The organism is Actinomadura spongiicola, from assembly GCF_003432485.1.
Classification (GTDB): Bacteria; Actinomycetota; Actinomycetes; order Streptosporangiales; family Streptosporangiaceae; genus Spirillospora; species Spirillospora spongiicola.
In genome coordinates, this window is sequence record NZ_QVNQ01000004.1 from 307,974 (window position 1) to 322,934 (window position 14,961).

The 14,961-nt window shown below is 72.6% G+C and carries 9 protein-coding genes; 6 read left to right on the forward strand and 3 right to left on the reverse strand.

Features of this window, described 5'->3' with window-relative positions; translation table 11 throughout:
* The first annotated feature begins 33 nt into the window (after positions 1 to 33).
* The gene (locus tag D0T12_RS14170; RefSeq protein WP_117400026.1) at positions 34 to 1,689 is read left to right on the forward strand and encodes a YveK family protein; all 1,656 of its coding nucleotides are present in this window, start codon (positions 34 to 36) and stop codon (positions 1,687 to 1,689) included.
* A 215-nt stretch (positions 1,690 to 1,904) separates the two neighbouring features.
* Entirely contained in the window at positions 1,905 to 3,005 is a 1,101-nt protein-coding gene (locus D0T12_RS14175) for a polysaccharide biosynthesis protein (RefSeq protein WP_117400027.1), read from the forward strand.
* On the opposite strand, the gene D0T12_RS14180 is transcribed toward D0T12_RS14175, so the two are convergent.
* The 3 genes from D0T12_RS14180 to D0T12_RS36540 form a co-directional block, all read right to left on the reverse strand.
* The gene (locus D0T12_RS14180; protein ID WP_233526051.1) at positions 2,982 to 3,941 is read right to left on the reverse strand and encodes a sulfite exporter TauE/SafE family protein; all 960 of its coding nucleotides are present in this window, start codon (positions 3,939 to 3,941) and stop codon (positions 2,982 to 2,984) included. The two genes, D0T12_RS14175 and D0T12_RS14180, sit on opposite strands and share 24 nt — an antisense overlap.
* Before the next feature lie 131 nt (positions 3,942 to 4,072).
* Positions 4,073 to 5,614 carry an adenylyl-sulfate kinase gene (cysC, locus tag D0T12_RS14185; RefSeq protein ID WP_117400028.1) on the reverse strand — a complete coding sequence of 514 codons (1,542 nt, stop codon included), beginning with the start codon at positions 5,612 to 5,614 and terminating at the stop codon, positions 4,073 to 4,075.
* 114 nt (positions 5,615 to 5,728) lie between these two features.
* Positions 5,729 to 6,598, reverse strand: coding sequence for a class I SAM-dependent methyltransferase (locus tag D0T12_RS36540; RefSeq protein WP_233526052.1), 870 nt, complete (start codon positions 6,596 to 6,598; stop codon positions 5,729 to 5,731).
* Positions 6,599 to 6,864: 266 nt separating this feature from the next.
* Here D0T12_RS36540 and mfd point away from each other — a divergent pair, with 266 nt between their 5' ends.
* The 4 genes from mfd to D0T12_RS14215 all read left to right on the forward strand — a co-directional run bounded on the left by mfd (position 6,865) and on the right by D0T12_RS14215 (position 14,833).
* Positions 6,865 to 10,455, forward strand: coding sequence for a transcription-repair coupling factor (gene mfd / locus D0T12_RS14200; RefSeq protein ID WP_117400029.1), 3,591 nt, complete (start codon positions 6,865 to 6,867; stop codon positions 10,453 to 10,455).
* A gap of 43 nt (positions 10,456 to 10,498) precedes the next feature.
* The gene (locus D0T12_RS14205) at positions 10,499 to 11,158 is read left to right on the forward strand and encodes a SurA N-terminal domain-containing protein (RefSeq protein ID WP_117400030.1); all 660 of its coding nucleotides are present in this window, start codon (positions 10,499 to 10,501) and stop codon (positions 11,156 to 11,158) included.
* Positions 11,159 to 11,163: 5 nt separating this feature from the next.
* Positions 11,164 to 12,243 (forward strand): MazG family protein, encoded by a 1,080-nt coding sequence (locus D0T12_RS14210; RefSeq protein WP_117400031.1) that lies wholly within the window; start codon positions 11,164 to 11,166, stop codon positions 12,241 to 12,243.
* A 103-nt stretch (positions 12,244 to 12,346) separates the two neighbouring features.
* The gene (locus D0T12_RS14215) at positions 12,347 to 14,833 is read left to right on the forward strand and encodes a penicillin-binding protein (RefSeq protein WP_158581496.1); all 2,487 of its coding nucleotides are present in this window, start codon (positions 12,347 to 12,349) and stop codon (positions 14,831 to 14,833) included.
* Positions 14,834 to 14,961 lie beyond the last annotated feature (128 nt).

Here is a 14,961-nt window from a genome sequence, read left to right on the forward strand (position 1 = left end):
GGACTCTGAGCACCTGATGACAGAGAGCGCCCGATGACAGCACAGTCCCCTGCCACCCCGGAGATCAGCCTCGTCGAGGCGGTCTGGCGCTTCCGCCTGATGTCGCTCGTCATCGTGCTGGCCTGCGTGCTGGCGTCGGTGGCGACCACCCAGATCATGTTCAACGGCGCGACGGCCACGGCGAGGTTCGCGGTCACCGACCCGACGAACAACAACAACGCGTTGCGGGTCGGGGTGGTCTCCGGCCAGGGGTACGCCACCTACACCGCGCAGCGCGCGGCGTTCGCGGGCTCGACGCCCGTGATGGCGCGGGCCGCGGAGATCGTCAAGGAGAAGAAGGGGCCGCGCCTCACCGGCGAGCAGCTCCGCGGCCGGGTGGACACCTCCAGCAAGCCGGACGGCGGCGTCGTCGTGGTGACGGCGAAGGGCGCCAGCATGCCGGAGGCCGCGGTGATCGCCAACGCGGTCCTCCAGGCGTACCAGGAAGTCACGATCTCGACCAACGTCAAGAAGCTCGACGAGCAGATCCAGGACCTCAAGGAGCTGGAGCAGAAGGTCACGCAGGACATGGAGCTCGCGCAGCCCGGGACCCGTGCCTACCGGTTGCTGGCCGCCCAGCTCGCCAAGTACCAGTCGGAGGAGAGCGGGCTGCTGTCGGCGCGGTCCAAGAGCAACGACGGCGTCCAGTTCCTCGACACCGCCGACCCGACCGCTTCCACACCGAGCAAGCTGCCCCGCAACATCGGGATCGGCTTCGCGCTCGGCGCGCTCCTGGCGTGCATCGTGTCGTTCCTGCGCGCGTCCGCGCCGCAACGGGGCGGGCGCGTCCGTTCCCTCCCTGCGGGCGGTGGTTCCTCGGGCCGTGCCCTCGGCAGTACCGGGCCCCTGCCCGAGCTGCCGCCCGGCCCCTCCTACCGGCGCCAGGGTGACTACACGGACGGCCGTGACTGGGACGCCGTCGACGCTGACGGGCGCGACAGGGACGGTTACGGCGGTGAGCCGCCGGCCGGCCGCGACCGCGGGGGACGTGGCCGGGGCAGGACGGCGGCCCCGCCGCGCCGCGCCGGCTCGGAGCAGAACGGCCGTCCGCGGGCGTCGGACGAGATCCCCCTGCCCCCCCCGTCGAACGCGCCGAACCCGCCGAACGTGCCGGGCTCCGGCGGCACCCCGAGCGCGCCGTCCGCGTCGGCCACGCACATGCTGCCCGCCTCGGCGCCGCCGCTGCCGCCCCGGGACCGCGACTCCGGCGGGTCGTCGCGCCGCAACGGCCTCGGCCCCTCCACCCGGTCCGGCTCGGGCGGCAGGTCCGGTGGGTCCGGGTCGGCGTCGAGGTCGTCCGGCAGGTGGGCGGCGCACGTGGAGGGCAACGGCCTCACTTCGAGCGCGAAGCCCGTCAAACCGTCCCGCAAGGGCTCGCGTTCGAAGGACCGCGCCGGTGAGCCGCCGATCGAGGGCGACAAGCGTGTGCCCACCGACGCGAAGAGCGACCCGCCGCCCGAGGAAGCCGACCCCACGCGCACCGTCGAGGACCTCCGGGCCCTGACGGACGACGTGAAGAGTCCGCCGCCGGGCAAGCGCGCGTCCGGCAAATCGCGTTCGGGCGAGTCCAAGCCCCGGCCAGGGGCGGACGGTGGAACGGCCGAGGGAAAAGACGACACGTCCCTGATGCGGTACGACCTGGAGCGGTAACCCCGGGGGCGTCGGGACGGAATCTCAGCAAGGGAGCCGGGGGGCTCCGGGGCAGGGCGGGTCGGCTGCTGGCGTCGGCGGGCGGCGCCGTCACCGTCCAGTTCGTCACGGCGGGCGGAAGCCTGCTGGTCCAGGCGCTGTGCGCGCGGACGCTCGGCGCGTCCGGCTACGGCGTCTACGCGCTGTTCTTCGCCGTCCTCGTCATGATCACAGCGGTGCAGACCAGCTGGGTCGGCGACACCCTCACCGTCTTCGACAGATTCGACCCCCGTGTCCGCGGCGCGCTGCTGCTCTCGGTGGCGGGCACGGTCGGCGCGGGCGCGGCCGCGGGCGCGGTCGTCGCCGCGTCGATGCGCCTGGCAGGGCTCCGCACCATTGGACTGTTCACGCTGCTGGTGGCGCTCTGGCTGCTGAACGAGACGGGACGGCGGATCTTCACCGCGCGGATGGAGTTCTGGCGGCTGGCCGTCAACGACACCTGCTACCTCGTCGTGACGCTGGCGACGCTCGGCGCCGTGCTGGGCCTCGGCTCGGCCGCCACGGTGGAGCTGCTGCTCGCGGCGATGTGCGCGGGGTGCGTGGCGTCGATCGTCCTCTCCCGGCTCTGCCTGCCGCGCCGGGAGTACAGGCTCGCGCCGCTGCGCGGCACGGCCCTGCGGGAGGTCACCGAGTTCGCGGTGTGGCGTTCGGTGCAGGCGGGCCTGCGGCCGGGTTCGCTGCTGCTGGCCCGGGTCCTGATCGCCGCGTTCGCGTCCACGGCCGTCCTCGCCGGGATCGAGGCCGCGCGGCTGCTGCTGGCGCCCGCGCTGACGGTCGTCAACGGCGTCGGCGGGTTCCTGCTGCCGAAGTTCGCGGAGGCCGAGCGCGCCGGACGGCCCATGCGCGCCCGCCGGGCGGTTCGGGTGTGCGCGCCGATGGCGCTGGTCGCGCTGCTGATGAGCGTGGCCGGAATCCTGCTGGTCGACTGGCTCGGTCCCGTGGTGACGGGTGGTGAGTTCCGGATCGACCGGGTCGCGGTGGTCGGCTGGGGCGTCTACGCGGTGTGCTTCGCGTGCACGCTGCCGTTCGCCAGCCTGGCGACCGCGCGGAAGCTGTCGCGGTCGGTGTTCCTCGTCCGGGGGGTGGAGAGCGCGGGCGGCCTGGTCGTCCTGCTCGCACTGATGATCATCGACCCGGGTCATGCCGCCCTGGCCCCGTACTGCCTCGGCGCGGGCGGCCTGGTCTCGGCGGTGCTGCTGTGGCGGATGCTGCGCAGGGACGACCCGCCGCGGCGGACCCCCGAGGTTCCGGTGTCAGCGGACGAGCTCGTCGGATGACACCGGCACCCGTTCCAAGGACGGCCCGGAGTTGCGGTCGACGTGGCGCAGGTAGAGCGCCACGGCGGCGGTCACGGGGGCGAGGACGGCCAGCGTCCAGGCCATGGGGACGGCGCTGAGCCCGAACATCTTCAGGGACGAGGCGACCAGCACCACGACCAGGAAGGGCCTGATCAGGCCGCCGGGCGCCCGGGAGGAGATCTTCGAGCCGAGGTAGACGCCGGGGATGGACCCGACGAGCAGCGCGGCGGTGACCTCCATGCGGAAGTCCCCGAACAGGAGGTGGCCGATGGCGGCCGCGAACACCAGCGGAACGGCCTGGAGCAGGTCGGTGCCGACGAGCTGGCCCGGCTTCAGCGCCGGGTAGAGGGCCAGCAGCGCGACGATGATGAGGGAGCCCGAGCCGACCGAGGTGATGCCGACGACGAGACCGCCGACCAGCCCGACCAGGACGGTCGGCAGGGGCCGGATCTTGACCCTGGGCGCGGCTTCGCCGTCCTCGCCGGGCTCCCCGCCCGACGCGGCGGCGCGGGCCAGGCGGGCCCGGCGGGCGAGGTGACCGCGCAGCACGAGACCCGCGGCCGCGATCATCAGGGCGACGCCCATCGCCTTGCTGATGAGTTCCTCGACGGAGCCGCCGTGGCCGAGGGCCCGTGCCAGCAGCACACCGGAGAAGGCGGCGGGCACCGAGCCCACGCAGAGCCAGCCGACGAGCCGCATGTCGATCGTGCCCTGCCGGTAGTGGACGGCGCTGCCGACGGGCTTCATCACGGCGGCGGCCACCAGGTCACTGGACACGGCGGCGAGCGGGCTGACGTTGAAGAACGTCACGAGCATCGGTGTCATCAGGGCACCGCCGCCCATGCCGGTCAGCCCGACGATGATGGCGACCAGGAACGAGCCCAGCGCCATCGTCCAATCGAAGTCCATCGGCATGACCTACCTGCTATGTAGGAAAAATTCCCGTATCACCCTAAGGGATGCTCTCAGCTGTGATAACCGGGGTGTCGGCACCGAATCCTCCAGGCAAGGCAGCCAAGGCGCGCGGGCCAGGGAAGGGCGGGGCGTCAGGCGGGGCGGACCCAGCCGCCGTCCACCAGCAGGTCGAGGACCTTGTCGACCGCCTCCCGCGGGCTCATCCGCGAGGTGTCGAGCGTCAGGTCGGCGTCGTCCGGCTTCTCGTAGGGGTCGGAGATGCCGGTGAACTCGGGGATCACACCCGCGCGGGCCTTGGCGTACAGGCCCTTGCGGTCGCGCCGCTCGCACTCCTCCAGCGGCGTCGACACGTGCACGAGGATGAAGTCGCCGACGGCGGACACCATCCGCCGGACCTCCGCGCGGGTCGCCGCGTACGGCGCGATCGGCGCGCAGATGGCGGTGCCGCCGTGCCGGGTGATCTCGGCGGCGACGAACCCGATGCGCCGGATGTTGAGGTCACGGTCGGCGCGCGAGAACGTCAGACCCGACGACAGCATCCGCCGGACGACGTCGCCGTCCAGCAGCGTGACCGTCCGGCCGCCGCGCTCGATCAGCGCGTCCGCGAGGCCGCGGGCGACCGTGGACTTCCCGGAGCCCGACAGGCCGGTGAAGAACACGGTGATGCCGCGGGAGAGCTTCGGCGGCCGGGCCAGCGCCAGTTCACGGGCGACGGCGGGCGGGGTGAACCAGTCGGGGATCGGCTCGCCGGCGTCCAGCAGCTCGTCCAGCCGCTCCCGGGTCAGTTCCGCCTGGACGTGGTCGGGCTCGATGCGCGCCACCGGCCGCCACACCTCGACGTCGGCGTCGTAGGCCCACGGCTCCGGCACGACGGTCGGGACGGCGGTGCCCTCCACGTCCTGGTCGGCGAGGAGGTGCGTGGCGCCGTACGCGGCGGCGACGTGCGCCTGGAGCTGGACGTCTCGTTCAGGGTCCGCCTGCTCGGCGCCGCGGACGGGCAGCGGGACGGGAACGATCTGGGCGCCGTCCGGCAGTTCCCGGCGGACGCCCAGCAGGGCCCGGACCAGCGACTCGTCATGCTCGCCGCCGAGCAGCGGCAGCACGAGGACGGTGGCGCCGAGCCGCTCGGAGACCTGCCTGATCTGGCCGAGCTGCTTGCGGTGCAGGGGTTCGCGGGTCGCCACCACGAGCTTGTTCACGGGGGGTGTGGGGGGCCGTCCCCCCTCGGGAGGCTGCGCCAGTTTGCCAGCGGGGGGTTCCTGGGGGATCGAGAGTTCGTCGGGGCGGCGGCGCAGGCCGTGGAACGGTCCGTGGGCGGGGGCGCGGAGGGCCTCCAGCGGTCCGGCGAGTCGCCAGCCGTGGCTCGTCGGGTCCTGCCACGCCTCCGTGACCCGCAGCACCGCGAGCGGCACGCCCTCCGGGTCCTGGAGGACGAGTCGTTCGTGATCGGTCAGCTCCTTCGGCACCGACAGGGTGACCGGGACCGGCCAGGGGGTGCCGTCCGCGAGCCGTCCACCGGCGATCACCATGGCGGTGTCGAACGAGCCGAGGAATCCGGTCAGCGGCCGGTACACGCCCGCCAGGATCAGCTCCAGGTCGGCGAGCTCCACCGGGCCGGGGGTCCAGGCGGGCAGGTCGCGCAGCGTGTCGGGAAGGCCGGCTTCGGCGGTCACCGCGATCTCCGATCTTGCCCGGCGGTACGCCGGGCTGAACCGTGTGCATGGAGTTTCCGCAGGAAAAATACTGCGCCGGCCGGACTCCCGCACCACCACCCCGCCAGGTCGGTCTCAGATGACCCGGGCGAACCGGTTCTCCGGTTTACGGATCACGAACGTGACGTCGCTGTGGTCCGCGGGCAGGCGGCCCCGGCTGACCGCCGACACCAGCCGGCACACCAGCGCGACCAGGCCGGTACCGGCGCCGAGGGCGTCGATGGCCTGCCGCGAGGTGTACTCCTCTGAGATCACGAGCCCGCGCATCACGCAGTACCACTGCATGCCCGCCCGGGACGCCACCCGGTCGTAGATCGCCGGGGGCGGGCCGGTGCGGACCACCGGCCGCGGCGCCGGCTGCGCCCGCTCCGCCGCGCCCGTCCCCATGCCGTTCCCCTCGCCCGCCGCCGCGCCGGGCTCGCTGCCGGGCTGGTGCGGAACGCGGGCGTGCGCGCCGCGCGGGCCGCGTCCCGGGCGCGTGCGGCGTCGGCGGCGGCGGCCGGAGGCGTGCATCCAGCGCGGGAGCGTCCGGTCCAGGAAACCGAACGCGGTGCTGCGGTCGCGCAGATGGATCAGCAGCAGCCCGCCGGGCTTGAGCGCGGCGACGAACCGGTCGAGGACGAGTTCGGCGTGCGGCACCCGCTCGATCAGGTAGGAGGCGTGCACGACGTCGAAGGCGCGCGGCGGCAGCGGGACGGTCCGCAGGTCGCCCAGATGCCAGGTGTCGAGGTCGGGTCGCTCGCAGGTGTAGGCGCGCAGCTCCGGAGACTCCATGTCGACGCCCGTGACGTGGTGCTCGCGGTCGCCCAGGTCCAGGCCCGTACCCCAGCCGCAGCCCGCTTCCAGGATGTGGATCCGCTGCAGGGGCTTCTCTAGGGCGTACTGGCGGGCGCGTTCTGAGAAGAGATCGCCGTCGTTGACCGGCGGCGTACGCAGATCGGTCACAGTATCGCAGCGTAACCGTCCGACTGCGGTCCGTCCGCTATTTGCCTATTCTTGGCCTCCGCCGTGTCGCGTTGCGTCGCCGCCGGGGCCGCCGCGGCCCCGTCCGGCCCCCGCGCGCCTCCGGTGCGGGCGCGGGACGACGGAACGAGAGTCGGTCGTGGCGCGTACCCTGGTACGCGATACCGGGATCCAGGTGGGTTTCCGGGTTTCCGGGCTGCCCTGCTCCCGGTTCTATGAGGCTCCCTCGGTTTGATGAGCGGACGAAGATGACGCTTTCTGGACTTGTTGATCTGGCGTGCTCCGGCCCCGGGCTGGAACGCGCCCTCGAAGCGGCGCGAGCGGACCGCCAGATCGTCGCCCCCGCCTCGGTGTGGCCGGTCCTCGCCGCGGCGTTGAGCCGCCGTGTCGGCGGTGCCGGGGGCGGGGCCGTCCTCGCGGTGACCGCGACCGGTCGTGAGGCCGAGGACCTGACCGCCGCCCTGACGAGCCTGCTGGACCCGGGCCGTGTCGCGCACTTCCCCGCGTGGGAGACGCTGCCGCACGAGAAGCTGTCGCCGCGTTCCGACACGGTCGGGCAGCGCATCGCCGTGCTGCGCCGCCTCGTCCACCCCGACGCCGCCCTGCCGGACGGCGCGGCGAACGGCGCGGCGAACGGCGCGGTGGGCAGGGGCGGCGCGCTGGACGTGGTGGTGACGCCGATCCGCGCGGTGCTCCAGCCGATCGTGTCGGGTCTCGCCGATCTGGAGCCGTTGCGGCTGACCTCCGGCGAGGACGCCGACATGGACGACGCCGTCCGCAGGTTGGTGGACGCCGGGTACCACCGTGTCGACCTGGTCGAGAAGCGCGGCGAGATCGCGGTGCGCGGCGGGATCCTCGACGTGTTCCCGCCGACGGAGGAGCATCCGCTCCGGGTGGAGTTCTGGGGCGACACCGTCGAGGAGATCCGCTACTTCAAGGCCGCCGACCAGCGTTCCCTCGACGTCGCGCCGGCCGGGCTGTGGGCGCCGCCCTGCCGCGAGCTGCCGCTGACGCAGCGGGTACGGGAGCGCGCGAGGCTGCTGGCCGAGGAGCATCCGGCGCTTGAGGAGATCCTCGGCCGGATCGCCGACGGGGACACCGTGGAGGGCATGGAGGCGTTCTCGCCCGTCCTCGCCGAGAGCATGGAGCTGCTGACGGACCTGCTCCCGGACGGTTCGGTGCTGCTGGTGTGCGAGCCGGAGCGGATCCGCACCCGGGCGGAGGAACTGGTCCGGACGAGCCAGGAGTTCCTGGAGGCGAGCTGGGTCAACGCCGCCGCCGGTGGAGAGGCGCCGATCGACCTCGGCGCCGCCGCGTTCCGGTCGCTGGAGGAGGTCCGCGAGCACAGTGCCGAGCTGGGGCTGCCCCGCTGGAGCGTGACAGCGCTGAACCCCCTGGAGGCGGGCGAGGCGGGCGAGGCGGGTCCGGTCGAGACGGCCGAGGTGGTCGGTCTCGGGGTGCGGCCCGCGGAGGCGTACCGGGGCGACACCATGCGGGTCGTCGGCGACCTCAAGGGCTGGGCCGACGACGGCTGGCGCGTGGTGATGGTCACCGCCGGGCACGGGCCCGCGGAACGGCTCGTCCAGCTGGTGGGGGAGGAGGGGGTCGGCGCCCGGCTCGCCGACCTCGCCGAGCCGCCCGAGCCGGGGCTGGTCACCGTCTCGACGGGCCTGCTGGAGAAGGGGTTCGTCTGGGAGCCGCTGAAGTTGGCGGTGCTGACCGAGACCGACCTGTCCGGGCAGAAGTCGTCCACGAAGGACGCGCGGCGGATGCCGTCGCGGCGCCGCGGCGGCATCGACCCGTTGCAGCTCAAGCCCGGCGACTACGTGGTGCACGAGCAGCACGGCGTCGGACGGTACGTGGAGATGGTCAGCCGGACGGTGCAGGGCGCCACCCGCGAGTACCTGACCCTGGAGTACGCCAGGGGCGACCGGCTGTTCGTCCCGACCGACCAGCTGGAGGAACTGACCCGCTACGTCGGCGGCGAGGCGCCGAGCCTGCACCGGCTCGGCGGCGCCGACTGGCAGAAGGCCAAGTCCCGGGCCCGCAAGGCCGTCCGGCAGATCGCCGGGGAGCTGATCCGGCTGTACTCGGCGCGGATGGCGAGCCCCGGCCACCCGTTCGGCCCCGACACCCCGTGGCAGCGGGAGTTGGAGGACGCGTTCCCCTACGTGGAGACGCCCGACCAGCTCGCCGCGATCGACGAGGTGAAGGCCGACATGGAACGGCCCGTCCCGATGGACCGGCTGATCTGCGGCGACGTCGGCTACGGCAAGACGGAGATCGCGGTGCGGGCGGCGTTCAAGGCCGTCCAGGACGGCAGGCAGGTCGCGGTGCTCGTGCCGACGACGCTGCTGGTGCAGCAGCACATGTCGACGTTCACCGAGCGGTTCGCGGCGTTCCCGGTGGTGGTGAAGCCGATCAGCCGGTTCCAGTCCGACAGGGAGATCAACGAGACGCTGCGCGGCATGGCCGAAGGCACCGTCGACGTGGTCGTCGGCACGCACCGGATCCTGTCGTCGCAGACGAGGTTCAAGAACCTCGGGCTGGTCGTCATCGACGAGGAGCAGCGGTTCGGAGTCGAGCACAAGGAGGAGCTGAAGCGGCTCCGGACGCAGGTGGACGTGCTCGCCATGTCCGCGACGCCGATCCCGCGGACGTTGGAGATGGGCCTGACCGGCATCCGGGAGATGTCGACGATCCTGACGCCGCCGGAGGAACGCCATCCCGTCCTGACGTTCGTCGGCCCGTACGAGGAGAAGCAGATCGCGGCGGCGATCCGGCGCGAGCTGCTGCGCGAGGGTCAGGTGTTCTTCGTCCACAACCGGGTCCGGTCGATCAACAAGGTGGCGGCGACCCTGGCGAAGCTCGTCCCGGAGGCGCGGATCGGCATCGCGCACGGGCAGATGAACGAGCACGAGCTCGAACGCGTCATGGTCGACTTCTGGGAGAAGAACTACGACGTCCTGGTCGCGACGACGATCGTGGAGTCGGGGCTGGACGTCCCGAACGCGAACACGCTCATCGTGGACCGCGCCGACATGTACGGGTTGTCGCAGCTGCACCAGCTCCGCGGCCGTGTCGGACGCGGCCGGGAACGCGCCTACGCCTACTTCCTCTACCAGCCTGAGCAGACGCTGACCGAGACCGCGCACGAGCGGCTCTCGACCCTCGCGCAGCACACCGAGGTCGGCGCGGGAATGTACGTCGCGATGAAGGACCTGGAGATCCGCGGCGCGGGCAACATCCTCGGCGCCGAACAGTCCGGGCATGTCGCGGGCGTCGGATTCGACCTGTACGTCCGGATGGTCGGGGAGGCGGTCCGGGATCTGAAGGAGGGCGGCCGGGAGCCGGAGGCCGTCGAGACGAAGGTCGAACTGCCGGTCGACGCGCACCTGCCGCACGAGTACGTGCCGGGCGAACGGCTCCGGCTGGACGCCTACCGCCGCATCGCCGCGATCACGTCCGAGGACGAGATCGGCGCCGTCCACGACGAGCTGAAGGACCGGTTCGGGCCGCTGCCCGTTCCGGTGCTGAACCTCCTCGACGTGGCGCGGTTCCGGGCGAAGGCGCGCCGGGCCGGGCTCAGCGACATCACCGTCCAGGGCAACTTCATCAAGTTCACGCCGGTGCGCCTGCCCGACTCGAAGCAGGTCAGGCTGCAACGGCTGTACCCGAAGAGCATCCTGAAGCCGGCGACCGACACGCTGCTCGTCCCGGCGCCGAAGACCGAGGCGATCGGCGGCCGTCCGCTGCGCGACCAGGAGCTGCTGCGCTGGGCGACGGACCTCGTCGAGGCGCTGTTCCCGGCGGCGGCACCCGCCCCCGCCAGCCGGTAGTCTGGCGCGAAATTCCAGTTGATCACGATGAGACGAGGATTCCGTGCCCGGTAAGTCCGTGCCCGGCAAGTCGGCGAAAATCGTGGCGGCCGCCCTGGTCGCCACGGTCGCGCTGACCGGTTGCGGGAGCTCCCCCAAGGTCGGAGCCGCCGCGCTCGTGGACGACGACCGCATCACCGTCACCACGCTCAGCCAGACCGTCCGCGACTGGCGCGAGCAGTTCCGCGCGGACCCGGTGGCCAACCAGCTGCGCGCCAACCCCGGCGATCCGGCGCCGCAGCTCGCCGGCGAGTCCGACTCCGACCTGCGGGGCGCGCTCACCCTGCTGATCAACTTCCGGGTCGCGGAGGAGGCGGCCGAGCGGGCCGGGGTGAAGGTCACCGGAACACAGGTCGACCAGGCGGTCGCCCTGCTCGACCGGGACGCCAACCGGATCATGGGCCGTCCGCCGACGGTGCGGGGCGGCGCCGAGTCGATCACGCTCGCCAGCGGGCTGCCCCGCCGGCACACCCGTGACCTGGCCCGGCTCGTCGCCACGCAGATGGCGGTGCGGCAGGCGGGGATGCGGTGGGCGCAGCTGTTCCGCGGGACCGCGGGCGCCATGGACATCGAGGTCAACCCCCGGTACGGGGGCTACGACCCGCGCGAGGTCGGGGTCGGGCCCGTCCGGTACCGGCTGTCCAGCCCCGATTCGGGTATCTGAGGCGCATGAGCCTGACACTGCTCGCGACCACGCACCGGGTGGCGCCGGGCCTGCTGACCTGGCGCGCCTGGGACGCGCTCCGGTCGGCGTCCACGGTCGGGATCCGGGCGGGGCATCCGCTGCTGCCGTCCCTGCGCGACGCCGGGATCGTCCCCGAGGTCGTGGACGAGCCCGACCCGGCCCGGCTGGTCGCGGACGCGCGCCGCGCGGACGTCCTGTGGGTCGCCGCGCCGGACGGCGACGAGGCGTTGATGCGCGAGATCGGCCGCCTCGTGGTCGAGGCCACCGTCACCGACACGGGCGGCGGGTCGCCGGACGTGGAGGTGCTGCACGGCTCGTACGACCTGCCCGGCGCGCGGCTCCTCGATCTCGTCTCGGTGATGGACACGCTGCGCCGCGAATGCCCGTGGGACCGTAAGCAGACCCACGCGACCCTCGTCCCGTACCTGCTGGAGGAGGCGTACGAGGTCCTCGACACGATCGAGTCGGGCGACCACGGCGCGCTGCGCGAGGAACTCGGCGACGTGCTGATGCAGGTGGCGTTCCACTCGGTGGTCGCGGCCGAGCGCGACGACGAGACCGCGTTCACGATCGACGATGTGGCGGGCGCGATCGTCGACAAGCTCGTCCGGCGCCATCCGCACGTGTTCGGGGACGTGACCGTCTCCGGCGCCGACGAGGTCAACGCCAACTGGGAGCAGATCAAGGCGGCCGAGCGGGCGGAGAAGAGCGGCGAGGACGCGTCGGCGCTGGACGGCGTTCCGATGGGGCAGCCCGCGCTGTCGCTCGCCGCGCAGCTCCGGCGCCGCGCCGCGCGCCTGAACGCCCCCGCCGACCTCGCGGAGAACCTCACGGCCGAGCGCGGGGACGAGCCCGCGGACGATCTCGCGGACGAGCCCGCGGCGCGCGAGCCGGGCGCGGACGGTGAGCGGGGCTCCGGGAGCGAGGTGGGCGCGCGGCTCTTCGCTCTCGTCGGCGAGGCGGCGGAGCGGGGCGTGGACGCCGAGGCGGAGTTGCGGGCGGTCTCCCGGGTATTCCGCGATCGTGTCCGGGCGTGGGAGCAACGGCAACGGCGAAACCCGTGAGACCAGCGGAAACGGGAACCCCGGCGAGTCTGATTCGCGAGGTATCGTCCGAAAAAACGCCGATGGGGTGGTACGGCCGCGGTGGCACGTCTACTCTGAGCGCGTGTCAGCTGGGGTTGATGATGATTCCGGGGACCCCGAAGTAGGACCGGGCGTCCCGTTCTCGGCGCGCCCTCGCTCCTCCCGCCGCTCCCGCCGTCGTTTCTTCGCTCCCTCCACCTCCCGCCGCGAGCGGGCGCGGGCGTTCCGGGGCCTGAGCACGCTCAGCGGCCTGTCGGGGCTCCTCGTCGCGCTCGTCCTGCTCCCCACCACGTGCGCGGCGGGCATCGGCGCACGCGACGCGGCGCGCTGGTTCCGGTCCGAGCCCGAGGGCTTAACCACCTCCGGCGTCCCGCAGCGGTCCAGGATCCTCGACGCGGGCGGGCGCACCATCGCCACGTTCTTCTACCAGAACCGGGTGGACGTCCCCCTGTCGCAGATCGCTCCCGTTCTCCGTATCGCGGTGCTGGCCATCGAGGACAGCCGTTTCTACGACCACGGCGCCATCGACGCCCAGGGCACGCTCCGGGCGTTCCTGAGCAACCTCGGCAGCGGTCAGGTCACGCAGGGCGGCTCCGGCCTGACCCAGCAGTACGTCAAGAACCTGCTGATCACCCAGGCCGAGTCGGACGCCGAGCGGAGGGAGGCCCAGGAGGTCTCCGCGGCGCGCAAGATCCGGGAACTGCGGTACGCGGTCGCGCTGGAGAAGCGGTTCACCAAGGACGAGATCCTGCGCCGCTACCTCAACATCGCCTACTACGGCGACGGCGCCTACGGCGTCGAGGCGGCCTCCCGGCACTACTTCTCCAAGCACGCGTCCGAGCTGAACCTCGCCGAGGCGGCGCTGCTCGCCGGCATCATCCGCTACCCGTACGCCTACGACCCGACCCAGCATCCGACCGCAGCCCGCGACCGCCGCAACGTCGTCCTGAAACGGATGGCCGACCTCGGCTGGATCGACCGCGCCACGGCGGACGCCACCGCGAACCTGCCGATCAGGCTGAAGGTCGACGACGTCAAGAGCGGCTGCGTGTCGAGCGAGGCGCCGTTCTTCTGCGACTACGTGCAGCGGGAGATCCTGACGAACCCGGTGTTCGGCCAGACGCCGGACGTCCGGGAGAAGCTGCTCAAACGCGGCGGGCTCACCATCCGCACCACCATGGACCGGCGCGCGCAGAAGGCCGCGCAGCGCGCGGTGGACGCGCACGTCCCACCCAAGAACTCCGCGGGCAAGGCCGCGGCGGAGGTGATGGTGGAGCCGGGCACGGGCGAGATCAAGGCGATGGTCGTCGACCGTAGGCTCGGCCCCGACAAGGAGCGTGGCAAGACCTGGATCAACTTCGCCGCCGACGCCAGCCACGGCTCCAGCATCGGCATGCAGGCCGGGTCCACGTTCAAGGCGTTCACGCTGGCCGCCGCCCTGGACGAGGGCATGCCGTTCGGCACCCGCCTGTTCGCGCCGCGCAAGTACACGCCCGTCGGTTACCGCAACTGCGACGGCGAGCGCGTCGGCGACCCGTCCAAGGCGCTGGGCAACGCCGCCGACGGTGAGGGCGGCAAGAAGTTCAGCCTCGTCACCGGCACCCAACACTCCGTCAACACCTTTTTCCTCGCCCTGGAGAAGGAGGTCGGCCTCTGCGACTCGGTCAAGATGGCGGAGAAGCTCGGGATGCGGCAGGCCAGCGGCAAGCCGCTGGAGGAGGTCCCGTCGTTCACGCTCGGGTCCAACCCCGTCTCCCCGCTGCGGCTCGCGGCGGCGTACGCGGCGTTCGGCGCCCGCGGCAAGTACTGCGCGCCGATCGCCATCAAGAAGATCACCAACGCGGCCGGCGAGGAGTTGGAGGTCCCGCCGCGCGAGTGCCGGCAGGCCATGGACAAGGGCGTCGCCGACGCCGTCAACCACGTGCTGACCGGCGTCCTCACCAAGGGCACGGCGCGCGGCATGGGCCTCGGCCGTGACGCCGCGGGCAAGACCGGCACGGTCGACGACTACTCCGCCGCCTGGTTCGCCGGGTACACGCCGGAGCTCGCCGCGGCCGTGTGGGTCGGCGACCCCCGCGGCGGCTACAAGTACCCGATGGACAGCCTGTGCATGGACGGCCGCTGCTACGGCGCCGTGTTCGGCGCGACGATCCCCGCGCCGATCTGGAGGCAGAGCATGCTCGGCGCGCTGTCGGACACGCCCGCGTCCTCGTTCCGCCGTCCGCCGTCCCACTTCTTCAGCGAGGGGTCGGGCGAGGAGAAGGTCAAGCTGCTCGACGTGCGCGGCCTGAAGCTGGACGAGGCCGTCAAGCGGCTCCGCGCCGCCGAGTTCAAGGTCCGCGTGGGCAGGCCCGTCAAGTCCCGCGAGTTCGCCAGGGGCAGCGTCGCGGAGATGACACCCGGCCCCGGCTCCGTGGAACCGGGCGAGACCGTGACGCTGCGCGTCAGCACGGGGCCGGGCCCGCGCGACGGCGATCCGCTGCCGCCGATCCCGCCGATCCCGCCGATCACCCCGCCGCCGACCTTCCCGGCCCTGCCCGGCGAGGGCGGGCAACAGGCCCCGGGCTGACCCGGTTCAGCCCGCCTTCTCCCGCCCGTGCGACCCGCGCCACGGAACCTCGCCGTGTGATCATCCGGACGGCGGGTAGATCAACGATCGGGTGTTGACCTGCGCAGATCTTGCGGAAATCCGATCGG